A 14,956-nucleotide genomic window follows, 5' to 3' on the forward strand; every position below is an offset into this window, starting at 1 on the left:
TATTACCGTTTTCGCGACAACGGTAACAGTTCCATCTGCCGCGGTCGTTGGCCGCGCTCATTTTGCCGCGGCGAGCGGCTCTTTCTTGCGCGCCGGCGCCAGGCGGCGCATGCGGCGTTTGGCGGTGGTCTTCAGCGCCACCGGCGGAGCGCTGGACAACGCACCGAGCACCGCGCCGACCATGCCGTGTGCGACGAAATCGGCGTTGATCTCATTGGCCAATCTGGCATCTGCCTCCTGGTTGTCGCTGTCGGATTCCGACCACAACACGATGCCCACCCGCAACCTTGGTTTGGCGCGCTTCAGCCGACGGACCAGGAACCGCCCGTGCTTGACGGAATCCCGGTTCAAAAATCCGGCGACGACGGTATCGACGGCGTCGAGCTCAAGGTGGCGAATGCTCCCTGGTTCCATCTCGGCGAAGCTCGCCCTCAACACCGTGGCGCCCTGGACCTCGAGCACCTGCGCCAGCATGGCGGCAGCCGCGTCGTCGAGTTCGCCGCGCCCTCCGGCACACAGCACCGACATGCCCGTGCCATCCGGCAGTTCGGTGTCGTCCTCGCGCTGAACCTCGCCCTGAACCTGCTTGTCCTCGCGTGAGCCGTTGTCCTCGGCCGCGGCCGTGTCGTCCGCTTCCGCCTCCTCCTGCGCGCTGTCGTCGAGGTTCGCCACCATCGTCAGCGCGCTGCCCGCGACCTGCTGTCTTTGCTCATCGCTCAACACACCACGCACCCGGTCCTGCTCGCCGAGCAGAAGTGCGGGAATCGCGACCTCGTCGTAGAACTCGACCAGATATTTTTCCTCCAGCATCTCCTCGGCATGGTCCGTCGCTTCCTCGGGATCGCCGGCCAGCAGCCGCTGGTAAAGCCGTGCGTGCGGTTCGAGCACGGGTTCGTTGCCGAACAGAACGTCGAGGAATTCGAACTGCGGCACATGGCGGCCGAGCACGACGAGGCAGACCGTGAGCGGCGTCGACAGAACCAGGCCCAATGGTCCCCAGAGCCAGGTCCAGAAGATCGCCGCAACGATGATAGCCAATGGCGACAGCCCGGTGCGCGAGCCGTAGAGCCAGGGTTCGATCACGTTGCCGGTGATCAATTCCACGACCACGAAAAGCCCTGCGGTCCACAGCACGAGCGACCAGCCGGGCGCCACGGCCAGCGCCAGGAATAGAGGCAGCAGCGTCGCGATGACCGGGCCGATATAGGGAACGAAGCGCAGCGCCAGCGCCAGCAAGCCCCACAGCAATGGATTGGGTATGCCCAGCAGCCAAAGTCCGATTGCAATCGGGACGGCATAGACGATGTTCACGACCAATTGCATGAGCAGGTAGCGGCCGACACGCTTGCCGGCATCCTGCAGCGCCTCGGTGGTTCGATGCAGATCGCCGTAGCCGACGAGGCGTATGAAGCGATCGCGCAGATCCTCCCGCTCGAGCAGCATGAATATGACGACCACGACGATCAGTCCGGCCGATGCCAGCGGGCTCAGCAGCGGGCCGATCAGATTCTGGAGGACCTCGAGCGGTCGTTCGCGCGCGACGATTTCGACCGGGATCGGTTCCCGCGGAGGCTGATCGGCGGCGGGTTGTGCGGGCTCGGGTCTGTCGAGCTCCTGGCCGACGCGTTCGATCACCCGGCTCAATCTGGAAACGATGCCGCCGCCGACGCCGGTTTCCTTGAGCGACCGGACCTTGGTCAGGATATTCGCCTGGTAAAGCGGAATGTTCTGCGCCAGTTCACTGACCTGCGTGGCGACGATGAAGGAGAACAGAGCCAGCACCGTGAATGCGCCGAGCACGCTGGCGATCACGGCAGGAAGACGCGGAATGCCGGCTCGCTTGAGTGCCGACACCATGGGCACGAGCGCAAAGGTAAGCAGCAGCGCGATTGCGATCGGCAGAAAGACCTCGCGCCCGAAATAGAGTGCCGCGACCGCCGTCACGACCGACGCTACGCTGGGCAAGGATGTGCGCGGAAGCGCCCTGGCCGCGGAAACAATGCCCGCCTGCCGGGGCTCCGACAGGTGCGCGCCGTTTCGACGATTTGCCGCCACTTGATACCTCCGCCCCGCCATCGCCATGATCGGGCATATTGAGCCGGCGTGCAACTTCGCAGCATCTCACCCAGATTGCCCTGGTCGGCAGCGCGGCAATTCAGTCATGGTAGAATTTTTTGCATTAATGGCGTCACGGGCAATCCTGTTCCATGCCTGCGCCGAAACGTGGAACTTTTGGGTCAAAACGCCGTTCCTTCGTAGATCGCTGATGGACAACCTCAAAGCAGCAGCTCAGGAGGAATGATCATGAATATCAAGATGCTTTGCATGGGCGCGATGGCGCTTTCGATGATGACCGGCGCAGCGCTTGCCGCCGGTGCCACTGGCACTTCGGCGCTCGACGATCCGCAGAAAATGACGCCCTTCTTCACCGACGCCGGCATGAAGAGCATGAAGTCGGAAGCCGAATTCAAGGCGGCATGGATGGCCATGTCCACAAGCGACCGGGCCATGATGCTGAAGGAATGCAGCGACGCAGGCATTGCCAAGACGCATGCCGACTTCTGCAAGATGGCCATGCAGCTCAACAAGTGACCGCCGGCTTCTTGCCGATTGCAATAACGGACCAAGCGAAAGGGCGGGCAGCTCCGCCATTGTGCGACCTTCCTGTCCGCACCGGCGAGCGCTCAGCCATTTGAACTCGTGCCGGAATATCCACGTAATGAAGGCTACGGCTTTTGTTCGATTGCCGTGGCGCCATGGGCATGTAGGACGGCTTGGTCGGAGCGCATGTCGCGGAGCGGCAATACCACTACCGCCCGGGGGGTTCTGCTCGCAACCGAGTTTTCCGGTTGGCCGTCCACATAGCATTGCCGGTCGGGCACGTTTGGCCGCCGGCACGCTTGACCCAGTGGGCTCGACCCCAGCACGCTTGACCTCGCCGCCAACCGTGAGATAGGCCGGGTAATGAGCCAACCACCTCCGCACCGGAGCTCCCCGAAAGACCTGCCATGACCGACGCGATCGTAAGAGACAGCAATGGCACGGCGCTGCACGAGGGCGACTCCGTGACCCTGATCAAGGATCTCAAGGTCAAAGGCACGTCGGAGACGATCAAGCGCGGCACGCTGGTGAAGAATATTCGCCTCACCGGCAATCCCGGCGAGATCGAATGCAGCACCAAGCAGGTGAAGGGCCTGGTGCTGAAGACCGAGTTTTTGAAAAAGGCGTGATCGCCTCGGCACCCTTCGCTTCCATATCAATCGCCCTCATGACTGAATCGCTCATGTGAGTGAATCGCCCCCGCGCGAGGAGCTGGAGGAGCTGCGCCCTCCCCCTATGTTGCACTGCGTTAGATTTGTTGCATTGCAATATCGGCGCAGCGGGTCGAGCCTCTGCGAGGTGGGCATTCCTTGTATGAGGTGATTGTGTCGGCATCATTTCGGCCTGACATCGAAGGGCTGCGCGCGCTGGCGGTGGCGGGTGTCATCGCCTTCCATTTTGGTCTCTCCGGCCTGCCCGGTGGCTTTGCCGGCGTCGACATCTTCTTCGTCATCTCCGGCTATCTGATCACCCGGCACCTGGTTACAGAAATCACCGAAACCGGGCGGCTGAACCTCTGGCGTTTCTATGCCCGGCGCGCCCGGCGCCTGTTGCCGGCGGCACTGTTCGTCATCCTTGCCACGCTGTTCGCGGGTTACTTCATCCTGTCGCCGGAGGAACAGGCGCTCTATTCGAAAGGCGCCATGTTCGCCTCCGCCTACATGATCAACCTCTGGCTGATCCGCTGGTCGTTCGACTATTTCGCCGCCGACGCCACCAACAACCCGTTCATCCACTTCTGGTCGCTGTCGGTCGAGGAACAGTTCTATCTGGCATGGCCGGCGCTGCTGCTTGCCGCCGCATGGCTACGCCCCGGCAAGCGCACTGCTATCGTCGTCATCGGCGTCGCCGGCGCGGCCTCCTTCGCCGCCTGCGCCTGGCTGACGGAAGTGTCGCAGCCCTGGGCCTTCTATTTCTCGCCGCTCAGGGCCTGGGAATTCGCCGCCGGCGGCCTGGCGACCATGGCACCGGCAAAGATCTGGCGCGACCGGCCATTACTGGCCACTCTCCAGGCATGCCTCGGTCTGGCACTGATCGCCTGGGCCTATCTGATGCTGGACGAAGATTCGCCGTTTCCCGGGGTGAATGCGCTGGCGCCTGTCGCCGGCACAGTGCTGCTGCTGCTCAGCGGCAGCGGCGGCCGCAATCTGCCGAGCGCCGTGCTGGCGCTGGCCCCCATGCAATGGTTGGGCCGGCTGTCCTATTCGCTCTATCTCTGGCACTGGCCGGTCATTGTCTATGCGGCGATGGTGGTTCCCAGCCTGTCCATCCTCGGCCGCTTTGCCTGCGCGGCACTGACGCTGGTTCTATCGATGTTCACCTATCATTTCATCGAGAACCCGATCCGCCGCAACGGCTGGCTGATGGCCGGAGCAGCGCGGGCGCTGGTGCCCGCCGTCGCGCTGACCGGCGCCGGCGTGGTCGCAGCCTATGGCAATGCGCGCTTTGCCGAGCACAATCTCAGCCCCGAACAGCACGTCATCGCCGACAGTGCCGCCCAACTCTCCACCGTGCGCGCGACCAATGGCGGCTGCGTGCTCGATTTCGAAACCGTCAAGCCAAAACCCTGCATGTTCGGCCGCAAGGATGCCCAGCGCCCGGTCGTGCTGTTCGGCGACTCGCATGCCGACCATTGGTCGACGCCGCTGATCAAGGCGGCCGAGAAGAACAACTTTCGCGTCGTCACCTTTCTCAAATCTTCCTGCCGGGCTTCGCGGGTGACGACCTGGAACTGGCGGCTGAAGCGCGACTACACCGAATGCGATCAATGGCGCGAGCAGTCGGTCAAGGACATCATCGCGCTGCATCCCCAACTGGTGGTGATCTCGGAATTCTCGATCGGCAATGTGATGAAGGAATCGCCCGAGGAGTTGAAGCACGCCAATTGGCAAGCGCAATGGCGGACGGGCCTCACCTGGACGCTTCAAGCCTTCAGCCAGGCGGGCATCAAGGTCGCGGTCATCAGGGACGTTCCCTACAATGCAAGCTACGCCGACAAATGCGTGGCGCGGGCGCTGTGGCGGGGCCAGACGCCCGCGACATGCGACACGCCGAGGATCCTGGCGGCAAACGACGACATCGCCACCGTCGAGCGCGACATCGTGCGCTCGACACCGAACGCTGCTTACATCGACATGACCGACCGCTTTTGCGACCAGACCACCTGCCATGTCTTCATCGACGGCAAACTAGCCTTCCGCGACCGCCACCACCTGGCGACGCCCTTCGCCGAAACGCTGGAACCGGCAGTGGAACGGGCGCTGTTTTCGGATGTGATGGCGGCGGCTGTAAAGTAACGGTTCCGAATCTTGTCGGATCCGACCCACCAGCCCCAGCAAACAACCATGCGGGCGTCAGCTGAGGATGAGACCCGCCAGGAAAACCGTAAGGATAAGCGACAGCGGAACTGCAAGAAGGCAGCACAGCTCGAAAGTATTGGCTCGCCAAGAAGTCATTGGTCGCTTTTCCATGTTGGCCTCCTCCCTCAACGGCCAGACCGGGACGGCAGTTCCGCTTGGATGGTGCTCACCCCCACCACTCATCATGCAATTGGCGCAGTTCGTTCCGCTTCCTGGTCATCCATCGTGCACGCGCCAGATGTGTCGCCCACGCCCGGAAAGCCCTCTCCGGCTCCCGTTCCGGATCCATATGCAGGACGATGCGGGCGACCTCGCGCCAATCGGTTCCTTCCGCCGAAGCGTCGAGCAGCCGGATATAAGTAAGCATGCGATCTTCGTCATAACCGGTCAGCACCGAAGACGTCGGCGCTGCGTTCGCGATATGAAGGTTTGGCAGCTTTAGCATTGCGATCTACCCACTGGCGCATCGTAGCAGCCAATGAAGAAGCCCGCGCCCTTTGATCGGAGGATGCGGATCGAGATTCGCCTCGACAGCCGACAAATGCGGCCCTCGGGCGGGGGTTCCACGCCCAGCTGGGCTCACGCCTCACCCATGGCGATCGGGTCCGAGGCAATCTATGTATTTTAGTGGAACCTAATTTAGTCGACGCAATTATGCGTGCGTGAGAAAGCGTGAAATCCAGACCGTCACTGAAAGCCGGCTACCGCGGGACCAGTTGGCCGAGGACCCGGTGATTGCCGTCGATTTGACCGAACGGATATTACAGGCGGCCGACAACGACAGGATCGTCTGCCTCGTCGTGGCAACGGAGCAGCTGGAAACCGACCGCATCGAGACAGCGGAGCCCAAGGAGACCAGGATTGCCGCAAGCTTCGTCCGGGACTTTGAGGTGATGCTGCTTGTTCTTTATGCGGCCTATGCCCTCGCTGTGCTGGGTGCGACCGCCTTCGTTTTGCTGGAACTGGGCCACGTTCTGTAGGCAGACGTTGGCAAAAGACGGGACTGACGCGCGATTGCCGCTGTTTGATGAGAGGAGCGGTCACGCTGCGTCGGCGATCCGACCCCGCCGCAGCAGCGGCATTTTCGCGCCGGCAGGCGCTAAACTTCGGGCTCGTCCGTTCGTTACATCTTGCCAATCTATGGAACGAGGCTGCGCCTCGCGGGTTTTTCTATTAGAGGGACGTTAAAGAAGGAGGTAGCTATGAAGAAGCTCCTGCTTGCCTCGGTGATCGCCATCGCCTCGGCGGCTTCCGTGATCGGCCCGGCGAATGCCGGCGGCAGTGTCACGATCGGCATCGGCAGCGGCTATGACGACGACTATTACTATCGCCACCATCGGTATTCCGATTACGACGATGAGTACGTCCCCCGTTACCGCTATGATGTCTATAACGAGGACTACGCGCCGCGCTACCGGTACCGATACCACCGGCGCTGCCACACAGAAGTCATCAGGCACTGGCGTCATCACCACCGGATTATCGAAAGAATCCGTGTCTGCCGTCGTTGACGGATCGATCCGGCCGGTAGTGCCGGCCGGATCGGCGGGCTCCTCATCTCGGCTTGCGCATCAGCATCATGCCGTAATGCACGGCCAATATGTCGAGCCCGATCTTGAGTAGTTTCACCACCACGTCGCGCGGCTCGCCGGCCTGTTCGGCCAGGCTCTTCACCGTTGTGTCGGCACAGCAGACCTTTTGCACGATGCCGGCGATCTCCCAATGGACAAGCGCCCTGGTGGCCTCGGCATGGTCGCGGCCGGCGGACAGGATGTGTTCGGCGACGCCGCTGCCGGTGCGGCCGCCGTCGACGCGCTCGGCCCAGGCCATCGGCTTGGCGGTTGCCTCCGACGAGTCGCGAAAATCCTGGCGGTAGCGCATCCCCGCCTCGCGCTGCTGGCGCGACAGCGAGGTGAGGCCGCTCAGCGGGTCGACATTGCGCACCCGCACGATGCCGCCGGTCGCGGTGTGGCCGTCATTGGAGACCTCATAGAGGCGCGCGCCCTCCTGCGTCCCCTTGGCCAGCCGCTTGCGGCCGAACCGGTCGTCCTTCAGCGCGAAATCATGGCCGATCTCCTTGCGGATGCGCACCTGCTCGGCCTCGCCCTTCGGCAATCGCGGCAGCCTGGTTTTGATCTTCTGGACGGTTTTGGTGCTCATCGGTTCGGTCCTCCTGGTTTTCCGTCGTCGGGCTCTGGCGAACTTCCGTCATCCAGCAGGCTCAAATCACTTCGGCCGGCAGCGTGCGCAGGAAGCGCGCCGCGTGATAGGCGCAGTAGCTTTTCGATGGCTTCGTGCGCAGTCCGCAGCACAGCATGTCCAAACCGGGGCGGCTGCCGGGGGCGTCGTTTTCCGCATCCTCCTGTAACGTCGTGTCGAGCGGCGCGCGGCAGCGCTCGAACAGGCAATCGATGAGGCGCATGGCGGCGAAATGCGGCTGGCGGCCGCCGGCGGCGATCGGGCGCGGCGCCGGCATTTCGAGCGGCGCGCCATCGGTCCCGGTGATCCGAGCCGGACCCGGCTGCCAGGCCGGCGGCGCCAGCCTGGCCGACAGCCTTGTCGGGCGGCAGCGTGGCTCGGCCTTCGGAGCCGCTTCCGCTTGGCCTGCGGCATTTGATGGCTCAGGCGCCGAATTTCCGAGCCGGCCGCCCGACCGTCCGCCACACCGGCCCTTGGATCTGGCAAGGCCGATGGTGCGCAAACGGGCGGTGCGATGGACGATGCCGATGATGGCCGCGCGTGAGACCGGGCTACCACGCCGCGCACCGAGCCTGGTGGCGATCTTCGCGGCCGACAGTCCGCTCATCAGCCAGTTCTCGATTTGTTCCAATTCCGAGGCGGAATAGCGGGCGGCCATGATGTTTCATTCCCTACAAAGGTGGTTGTGTGCAGCGCCGGCTTCGCCGGCCTCAGGCGCGAAAGCCGGTCAGCCTTCGCGTGGTCTGCTACGATCGAGCTTCATCTCGGCCGCCTGCCTTGTTGCGCCGGACACTGCCTTGCCCGTCCGCTTGTCGAACGCGATGACCGTGCCGTCTTCGGTGCGGATGCAGGAAACCGCAGCATCCGGATTGCCGGCCGGCAGGTAATTCGTGGCCGGAGCCGTGAGGGGAACGGCTCCGGCCGTTCCGGCCGCTTGCGCTGCCGGATCCGAGGCGCGAGCCTCGGGCATCGTCCCGGCCGGGGAGGAGGACAGCCGCGACGAAGGGGAAAGGGTTGGCACATGCACGGCCTTGGCGATCGTTTGCGGTACCGCCCCCAGGCGAGCGCTGCCGGCGCGCTGAACGGCGGATTCGATGACCGAAAGCTGGTGAAGCGACTTGTGCATGCCCACATAAGAGCATAACTCAAATCAAAATGCAAGCGATTCTTGCATAGACGAAACCGAATCTTATGCCTCAGATGGAGCCATGGCGAAAACTGCACTGTCGATCAAGGTCGGAGCGGCGATCCGCCGGGCGCGCAAGCAGCGCGGCCTGGTGATGCGTCACATTGCCGAGCACAACGACACCGACGTCGCTGCCGTCGGTAACTGGGAGACCGGGCGCAACCTGCCCAAGACCGAGAACCTTTTGAAGACCGCCGCTTTCCTGCGCGTCGACCCGGTGGCGCTCGGCAAGGGCGAGGTCGTTTTCCTCGACGACGCCGGACCGGTCGCCGATGCCGAGATCGTCACCGATCCCGGCCCCCTGCCCGCCGGGCCGATGGACATCCAGCTTCTCGGCACAGCCGTCGGCGGCGACGATGGCGACTTCACCTTCAACGGCCAGCCGGCCGGCTATGTCCAGCGGCCGCCGGGGATCCGGCATCTGCGCAATGTATTTGCGCTGCACGTGCTGAGCGATTCCATGGTGCCGCGCTACGAGCCCGGCGAGATGATCTATTGCGGCGGCCGCGAAGCGCTGCCCGGCGACCATGTGGTGATCGAGACGCTGCCCGAGGAGAACGAGCAAAATGGCAAGGCTTTCATCAAGAAGCTGGTCAAGCGCACCGCCGCTGAGCTGATCGTCGAACAGTACAACCCGCCGAAGACGCTGACCTTCAACCGCTACGCCATCAAGAACGTCTTCCGCGTCATCCCGCTCAAGGAATTGCTGGGGTATTGAGGGGCTTTCCCTTCTCCCCTTGTGGGAGAAGGTGGATCGGCGCACAGCGCCGAGCCGGATGAGGGGTGCTCGAAGAAACTCGGCGTCAAAAATACGGAACGATTTTTAGAGCCTTACGTCTTCATAGTAGCGACACCCCTCATCCGACCGAGCTTCGCTCGGCCACCTTCTCCCACAAGGGGAGAAGGGAAGAGCAGCACGCCCTCCCCTCAAGCCCGCCTCGACTGCTCCAGCTCTCGACCATTGAGCAGGAGCGCCTCGGCGCGGGCCCGCTGCCGGTCGTCGATGAAGGCGGCCTGGATCGAAACGGCGGCGCCCGGCAGGCCGTCCGCCCGGCAGGCCTTGCAGATCAGGCGCCCCGAAAGTGCGGCCAGCGGTGTCTCGGGCATCACGCCATGCCGCTTCAGCTCGGCCGGCTTCCACCACCTGTTGCGGCCGCAGTCGATGCACTCGACGGCAATCGACACAACATCGGCGATCGTCGCTTCCTTGCCCGCCAATGCCATGGCCATCCCCATCGTTGTTCCTGCTTTGTTCACATCATTATCGGTTTTTGGAGCGGAGTCGAGTCGGTTCCGCTTACATCAACGTGAAAGTTTCACTTGTTCAATTATTTGAGTTATGCTTATATCGTGCTGCGGACTGGAATCGGCGCGAGCCACAGAACCGCGGCCGGCCGGCAGCAAGGGAACGACGATGGACCCAGCCCAGTTCGCCCATGCCTGCGGCTATAGCGGCGACAGTCCGGCCATGCTTGCGGCTTTCGCGGCCATCCGCCAGGACGGCATCCGCAAGGCACGCCAGGGTCATCGCCAGCGCAAGGCGGCGATTGACCAGATGAAGCCGAGCCGCGCTCTGTTCCTGGCGGCGATCCGCCCGGCGCAGTCAGCCGAGGAGGCACTCGAGGACGCCGCCTGCTTCCTTTCGATGTTCCACAACATGCCGCGCTGGCGGCAGGAAAGGCGCGCCGCCGACCTCGCCCGCGCCAGGCAACAACGCCTCTTCGCCCGCTTCTTCCGCCGCTACGGCCAGCGCCTCTGGGCGTTTGAGACCGCCTGAAGGCGCGGGCCTCCCTTGCGGGTCAAAACGGATATTGCGACCGCCAAATCCGCGCCGTATGTCCAGGCGATGAGCGAGATCGAATTCCGTCGTGCCCAGGCGCCTGACCTGCTGGCGATCGTTGCAATGCTTGCCGACGATGTGCTCGGCGCAGACCGGGAAGACGCCTCCACGCCGCTAGCCTCCTCCTATCTCGACGCCTTCAGCGCAATCGATACCGATCCCAACCAGTTGCTGGCCGTGGCCGTCGACGCCGGGCAAGTGGTCGGAACGCTGCAGCTCAGCTTCCTTCCAGGCATTTCGAGGAAAGGCGCCTGGCGCGGCCAGATCGAAGGCGTTCGCGTCGCCCGGCAATGGCGCTCTCGCGGCGTCGGCAAGCTGATGATCGAATGGGCGATTGAAACGTGCCGTTCGCGCAATTGCAGCTTCGTCCAACTCACCACGGACAAAGGTCGACTCGAGGCGCACGCTTTTTACGAGCGCTTCGGTTTCACCGCCAGTCATCTCGGCTACAAGATGGCCCTGTAGATCAGCATTTCATCGCATTCAGCACCGACCGCTCATCCTCGCTACCCCACTCTGAATGGAGCATTGACAAGCCGCCCCTTCGCCCTTCTCCATCCGCCCCATGATTTACGACCGGACCTTGGCTTGAAAAAGCCTTTCGCGCAAAACCCAATCAGAAGTTTCTGTTCTTTTGGGGCCACCAGCCGTCCAAGGACGGCCGCATAACCACGTCGTGCTTCAGTCAGTGGTGGCATGCGCCCTTTATCGTCGATGGCCTGAGCTATCCGACTGCCGAACACTGGATGATGGCCGAGAAGGCTCGCCTGTTCGGTGACGCTCAGACGGCAACGCAAATCCTCAGGGCGGCCAGCCCCAAGCAGGCAAAGCAACTTGGCCGCCAGGTGAGCGGCTTCGATGGCACCAAATGGGATGCCGACAAATATCGCATCGTCACCGAAGGGAGCTTTCAGAAGTTCCGCCAGAACGCGGCGCTGCGCGAATATCTGCTGTCGACGCATGACCGGGTGCTGGTCGAGGCGAGCCCTGTCGACCGGGTGTGGGGCATCGGTCTTGCGGCGGATGACGAGAGGGCGGTGAACCCGCTGCTGTGGCGCGGCGAGAACCTGTTGGGATTCGCGCTGATGCAGGCCCGCGATCGGCTGCGCGGCTGAACATTGCCGTCCGCCCGTCATCGGCGGCAGCCTCCGCGCTGCTTGACAATCCACCCACAATGTTCTCTTTATGTTCCTATCGCAACTCGAGACAATGCGGCGTTCGAGCCGCCGCGGGCGACGGGGCCGGATGGAAGCCAACATCCTCCACGCGGATCTGGATGCCTTCTATGCCTCGGTCGAACAATTGCTCGACCCGGCCTTGCGCGGCAAGCCGATTGCCGTCGGCGGCGGGGTAGTGCTCGCCGCATCCTATGAAGCCAAGGCGTTCGGCGTGCGCGGCGGCATGCCGGGACGGCGGGCGCGGGAACTCTGCCCGCAACTCATTTTCGTCGGCGGCCATTTCAAGGACTATCAGCGGCTGGGCGATGCGGCGATCAAGGTGCTCGGCGATTTCACGCCGGTGGTCGAGCGGATTTCGATCGACGAGGCCTTTGCCGACGTCGCCGGCTGCACCCATTTGTTCGGCTCGCCGGCCGAGATCGCCGGCAAGATCCGCCGCCGCGTGCGGGCCGAGCTCGGCCTGCCGATCTCGGTCGGCGTAGCCCGCACCAAGCACCTGGCCAAGATCGCCTCACAGGTCGCAAAGCCCGACGGGCTGGTGGTGGTCGATCCGCGCCACGAGCTGGAGTTCCTGCATCACCTGCCGGTCGAGTTGATGTGGGGTGTCGGCCCGGTCACCAGGGAGCGGCTGGCCGGCATCGGCGTCAACACCATCGGCGAGCTGGCGAGAACCAATGGTGGGGCGCTGGAGCGCCTGCTCGGGCCGGCGGCGGGAGAGAAACTCAACGCGCTGGCGTGGAACCGCGATCCGCGCAAGCTCGAGACGCAGCGCCGCGCGCGATCGGCCGGCGCGCAATCGGCGCTTGGCCGAAAACCGGCCGAAGAGGACGTCTTCGTGCCCGCTTTGCTGCATCTGGCCGACAGGGTCGCCACCAGGTTGCGGGCGAAATCCCGGCCCGGCCGCACGGTGACGGTTCGCGTCCGCTTTGCCGATTTGCGTTCGGTGACGCGCTCGATCACGCTCGACCAACCGATTTCGGCAACCGCCATGCTGGCCGAGATCGCCGAGGCGCTGGTGCGCAAGGTGCTCATCGACCATCCGCACGAAAAGACAATCTCGCTGCTGGCGATCGCCGTATCGCATCTGGAGCAGCATGCCGGCCTGCAACTGGAACTGCCGCTCGGGCTCGACGATGACCGCCGCCGCCCCGGTACCCGGAAGGGCGCGGCGCGCTGGACCGCGGATCGCGCCATCGACAAGATCCGCGACCGCTTCGGCTGGGAGGCGGTCGGCTATGCCTCGGTCGCGCTCGGACTACAGCGGTCGGTTCCCGACGCCTTTCGCGAACTAGCCGAAAAGGAGTTGTAAATGGGCCGGGTTTTTCACCCTTCGACCGTTTCAATCTCCGCATCGACCAGGCACCACGGTGCATAGCGGAAGTCGCGGATCTGGATGACCTCATCGCCCGCCCATTCGACCAGCATGAAGCCGCGCACGGCGCCGTCGGCCGCTTGCGGGTTGCGGATGAGGATTGCCGGCCTGCCGTCGACGAAGCCGAGCGACAATGTCCAGTCGCTGATACGGTCGTAATTGCCGAAATAGGTCGACGCCTCGGCCTTGCCGCGCAGACGGACGCGGTTGACGACATCGAGCCGGACGTCCTCGGCTATCAGTGCCCTGACCGCGTCGAAGTCGCGCGCGTTGAACAGGTCGACATAGCGCCGCAGCCGGCGCTCGTCGTCGGCGTCGAGCCTCGGCGCGAGCGCCTGCTCGGGCTGCAGCGCCAGCAGCTTGAGCTGCGCCCGCCCGCGATGCAGCGCGGCCTTGGTGGCGGCGAGCGTCGCGCCGGTCACTTCGCAGGTCTCATGCAGGCTGAGGCCGAGCACGTCGACCAGGATCACGGCGCTGCGCTGCGACACCGAAAGCCGCATGAAGGAGCGCAGGCCGGTCTGGGCGGCGAGCCGGCTGTCGGCGCTGCCGGAGGGATCTTCGATCACGCTCATGTCGGCCTCGGTCATGCGCGACCTTTCCCGATTGCGCCGCCGCAGGTGATCCTGCGCGGCATTGTGGGCAATGCGAAACAGCCATTGCTCCGGCCGTTCGACCATGGCGCCGCCGTCGATCGCCTGTAGCGCCTTGATCAGCACCTCCTGGACGATGTCCTCGCCGTCGATCACCGAGCCGGCCATGCGCGCGCAGTAGCGATGCAGCCTTGGCCGCAACCCGACGAGCATCGCCTCCAAAGTCGCCCTGTTCATTTTCGGCGTAGCATCCCATTTCTGCGCGGGCGGCATGGCAGGCGCTATCCCGCCTTCTGATCCGCCAGCATACGGTAGTTGCCGATAACTTTGACAGGCGATCTCATTGCCGGGGTCGAACGGCGCTGCGCGTGGTTTTCCGTAAATGCCTTGAAGGTGGCAAGCCCGGTCAGCGCCGAGGAATCGCGGTCCTGGCCAACGATGTGGACGAACGAGCCGTCGTCCAGCTCGAGCACCAGATAGCGCACCGTCGGCGGTGCCGCCTCGCCCAGCGCTTCGAACACTTTTTCGACCAGCGCGCGGTTATCTGCCAGGTCGGCTTGGTTCACACCGTATCGAATGAGCGCGTAGTCCATCGTCGTCTCCTGATTGGTTGGTATGAACGAAGGACGACCGGCTGCGCTGAAAAGATTCTCCTTGCCGAAGAATCTTTTCGGTCGCCCGCATCGTCTTTCCCGCGTGGGCGGCTGCGCGGCAGCCATCAAGCAGGAGAGACGATCATGCATATCCAGTTTGCCGAGCTTCCGGTATTCGACCAGGACCGCGCCAAGGCGTTCTACACCAGGCATCTCGCCTGTCAGGTGCTGGCCGACCAGAAGATGGGCGATGGCGGCTGGCGCTGGATCGAGCTGGCATTTCCGCATGCCGTGACGAACCTGCATTTCATCAGGCGCGCCGATGACGCCCCCGGCGCGGAGCCCGTATTGGTGCTGGTCGACGAAAATGTCGGAGCAATGATCGCGGCGTTGAAGGCGGGCGGCGTCGAGATCGTCACCGAACCGCATGAGGCGACGTGGCAGCCGGGGCGCACGGTGGCGGAGTTTCGCGACAGCGAAGGCAACCGCATGGTCCTCGCCAGCCGATAAGCCACCGGAGCCCTCTGTCTGGCGGGGCG

Annotated in this window: 19 protein-coding genes; 11 read left to right on the forward strand and 8 right to left on the reverse strand. The window is 63.8% G+C overall.

Annotated features, from left to right (window positions below; all coding sequences use genetic code 11):
- Positions 1–57 precede the first annotated feature (57 nt).
- On the reverse strand, positions 58–2,055 hold the full coding sequence (locus NKJ46_RS02555) for an AI-2E family transporter (RefSeq protein WP_352661489.1): 1,998 nt from the start codon (positions 2,053–2,055) through the stop codon (positions 58–60).
- 249 nt (positions 2,056–2,304) lie between these two features.
- Between NKJ46_RS02555 and NKJ46_RS02560 the strand changes: the two genes are divergently transcribed.
- The 3 genes from NKJ46_RS02560 to NKJ46_RS02570 all read left to right on the forward strand — a co-directional run bounded on the left by NKJ46_RS02560 (position 2,305) and on the right by NKJ46_RS02570 (position 5,396).
- Positions 2,305–2,592 carry a hypothetical protein gene (locus tag NKJ46_RS02560; RefSeq protein ID WP_352490065.1) on the forward strand — a complete coding sequence of 96 codons (288 nt, stop codon included), beginning with the start codon at positions 2,305–2,307 and terminating at the stop codon, positions 2,590–2,592.
- Between the two features lie 416 nt (positions 2,593–3,008).
- Entirely contained in the window at positions 3,009–3,230 is a 222-nt protein-coding gene (locus NKJ46_RS02565) for an alkylphosphonate utilization protein (RefSeq protein WP_352467930.1), read from the forward strand.
- Between the two features lie 195 nt (positions 3,231–3,425).
- Positions 3,426–5,396 carry an acyltransferase family protein gene (locus NKJ46_RS02570; RefSeq protein WP_352661491.1) on the forward strand — a complete coding sequence of 657 codons (1,971 nt, stop codon included), beginning with the start codon at positions 3,426–3,428 and terminating at the stop codon, positions 5,394–5,396.
- A gap of 229 nt (positions 5,397–5,625) precedes the next feature.
- Here the strand turns inward: NKJ46_RS02570 and NKJ46_RS02575 are convergent, their stop codons facing one another.
- A complete protein-coding gene (locus NKJ46_RS02575) occupies positions 5,626–5,904 on the reverse strand; it encodes a DUF2285 domain-containing protein (protein WP_352490061.1) in 279 nt (92 codons plus the stop codon).
- A 217-nt stretch (positions 5,905–6,121) separates the two neighbouring features.
- Between NKJ46_RS02575 and NKJ46_RS02580 the strand changes: the two genes are divergently transcribed.
- Both NKJ46_RS02580 and NKJ46_RS02585 read left to right on the forward strand, forming a co-directional pair.
- Positions 6,122–6,439, forward strand: a complete 318-nt coding sequence (locus tag NKJ46_RS02580) for a hypothetical protein (protein WP_352661496.1) — start codon at positions 6,122–6,124, stop codon at positions 6,437–6,439.
- Between the two features lie 222 nt (positions 6,440–6,661).
- A complete protein-coding gene (locus NKJ46_RS02585) occupies positions 6,662–6,970 on the forward strand; it encodes a hypothetical protein (RefSeq protein ID WP_352661499.1) in 309 nt (102 codons plus the stop codon).
- Between the two features lie 43 nt (positions 6,971–7,013).
- Here the strand turns inward: NKJ46_RS02585 and NKJ46_RS02590 are convergent, their stop codons facing one another.
- From NKJ46_RS02590 to NKJ46_RS02600, 3 genes are all read right to left on the reverse strand, one after another.
- Positions 7,014–7,619: a DUF6456 domain-containing protein gene (locus NKJ46_RS02590; RefSeq protein WP_352661502.1), complete on the reverse strand. Its 606-nt coding sequence runs from the start codon at positions 7,617–7,619 to the stop codon at positions 7,014–7,016.
- Between the two features lie 61 nt (positions 7,620–7,680).
- Positions 7,681–8,316 (reverse strand): GcrA cell cycle regulator, encoded by a 636-nt coding sequence (locus NKJ46_RS02595; RefSeq protein WP_352661504.1) that lies wholly within the window; start codon positions 8,314–8,316, stop codon positions 7,681–7,683.
- 69 nt (positions 8,317–8,385) lie between these two features.
- Complete coding sequence (locus NKJ46_RS02600; RefSeq protein WP_352661507.1) at positions 8,386–8,784, reverse strand: hypothetical protein; 399 nt, start codon at positions 8,782–8,784, stop codon at positions 8,386–8,388.
- 82 nt (positions 8,785–8,866) lie between these two features.
- Between NKJ46_RS02600 and NKJ46_RS02605 the strand changes: the two genes are divergently transcribed.
- Entirely contained in the window at positions 8,867–9,562 is a 696-nt protein-coding gene (locus NKJ46_RS02605) for an XRE family transcriptional regulator (protein WP_352661510.1), read from the forward strand.
- A 209-nt stretch (positions 9,563–9,771) separates the two neighbouring features.
- Here the strand turns inward: NKJ46_RS02605 and NKJ46_RS02610 are convergent, their stop codons facing one another.
- Positions 9,772–10,068 carry a hypothetical protein gene (locus NKJ46_RS02610; protein WP_352661513.1) on the reverse strand — a complete coding sequence of 99 codons (297 nt, stop codon included), beginning with the start codon at positions 10,066–10,068 and terminating at the stop codon, positions 9,772–9,774.
- Positions 10,069–10,258: 190 nt separating this feature from the next.
- On the opposite strand from NKJ46_RS02610, the gene NKJ46_RS02615 reads away from it, so the two are divergent.
- The 4 genes from NKJ46_RS02615 to dinB all read left to right on the forward strand — a co-directional run bounded on the left by NKJ46_RS02615 (position 10,259) and on the right by dinB (position 13,171).
- On the forward strand, positions 10,259–10,621 hold the full coding sequence (locus NKJ46_RS02615; protein WP_352661515.1) for a hypothetical protein: 363 nt from the start codon (positions 10,259–10,261) through the stop codon (positions 10,619–10,621).
- A gap of 69 nt (positions 10,622–10,690) precedes the next feature.
- Complete coding sequence (locus NKJ46_RS02620; RefSeq protein ID WP_352662356.1) at positions 10,691–11,149, forward strand: GNAT family N-acetyltransferase; 459 nt, start codon at positions 10,691–10,693, stop codon at positions 11,147–11,149.
- Positions 11,150–11,310: 161 nt separating this feature from the next.
- Positions 11,311–11,799 carry a riboflavin biosynthesis intermediates N-glycosidase gene (ybiA, locus tag NKJ46_RS02625; RefSeq protein WP_352662359.1) on the forward strand — a complete coding sequence of 163 codons (489 nt, stop codon included), beginning with the start codon at positions 11,311–11,313 and terminating at the stop codon, positions 11,797–11,799.
- A gap of 130 nt (positions 11,800–11,929) precedes the next feature.
- On the forward strand, positions 11,930–13,171 hold the full coding sequence (gene dinB / locus NKJ46_RS02630; RefSeq protein ID WP_352661518.1) for a DNA polymerase IV: 1,242 nt from the start codon (positions 11,930–11,932) through the stop codon (positions 13,169–13,171).
- A gap of 14 nt (positions 13,172–13,185) precedes the next feature.
- On the opposite strand, the gene NKJ46_RS02635 is transcribed toward dinB, so the two are convergent.
- Together NKJ46_RS02635 and NKJ46_RS02640 are read right to left on the reverse strand one after the other, a co-directional pair.
- Complete coding sequence (locus NKJ46_RS02635) at positions 13,186–14,061, reverse strand: sigma-70 family RNA polymerase sigma factor (protein WP_352661520.1); 876 nt, start codon at positions 14,059–14,061, stop codon at positions 13,186–13,188.
- A gap of 44 nt (positions 14,062–14,105) precedes the next feature.
- Positions 14,106–14,417 (reverse strand): hypothetical protein, encoded by a 312-nt coding sequence (locus NKJ46_RS02640; protein WP_352661522.1) that lies wholly within the window; start codon positions 14,415–14,417, stop codon positions 14,106–14,108.
- Positions 14,418–14,561: 144 nt separating this feature from the next.
- On the opposite strand from NKJ46_RS02640, the gene NKJ46_RS02645 reads away from it, so the two are divergent.
- Positions 14,562–14,927 (forward strand): VOC family protein, encoded by a 366-nt coding sequence (locus NKJ46_RS02645; RefSeq protein ID WP_352661524.1) that lies wholly within the window; start codon positions 14,562–14,564, stop codon positions 14,925–14,927.
- Positions 14,928–14,956 lie beyond the last annotated feature (29 nt).

The sequence above is a fragment of the Mesorhizobium sp. M0166 genome (genome assembly GCF_040322255.1).
Lineage (GTDB): Bacteria > Pseudomonadota > Alphaproteobacteria > Rhizobiales > Rhizobiaceae > Mesorhizobium.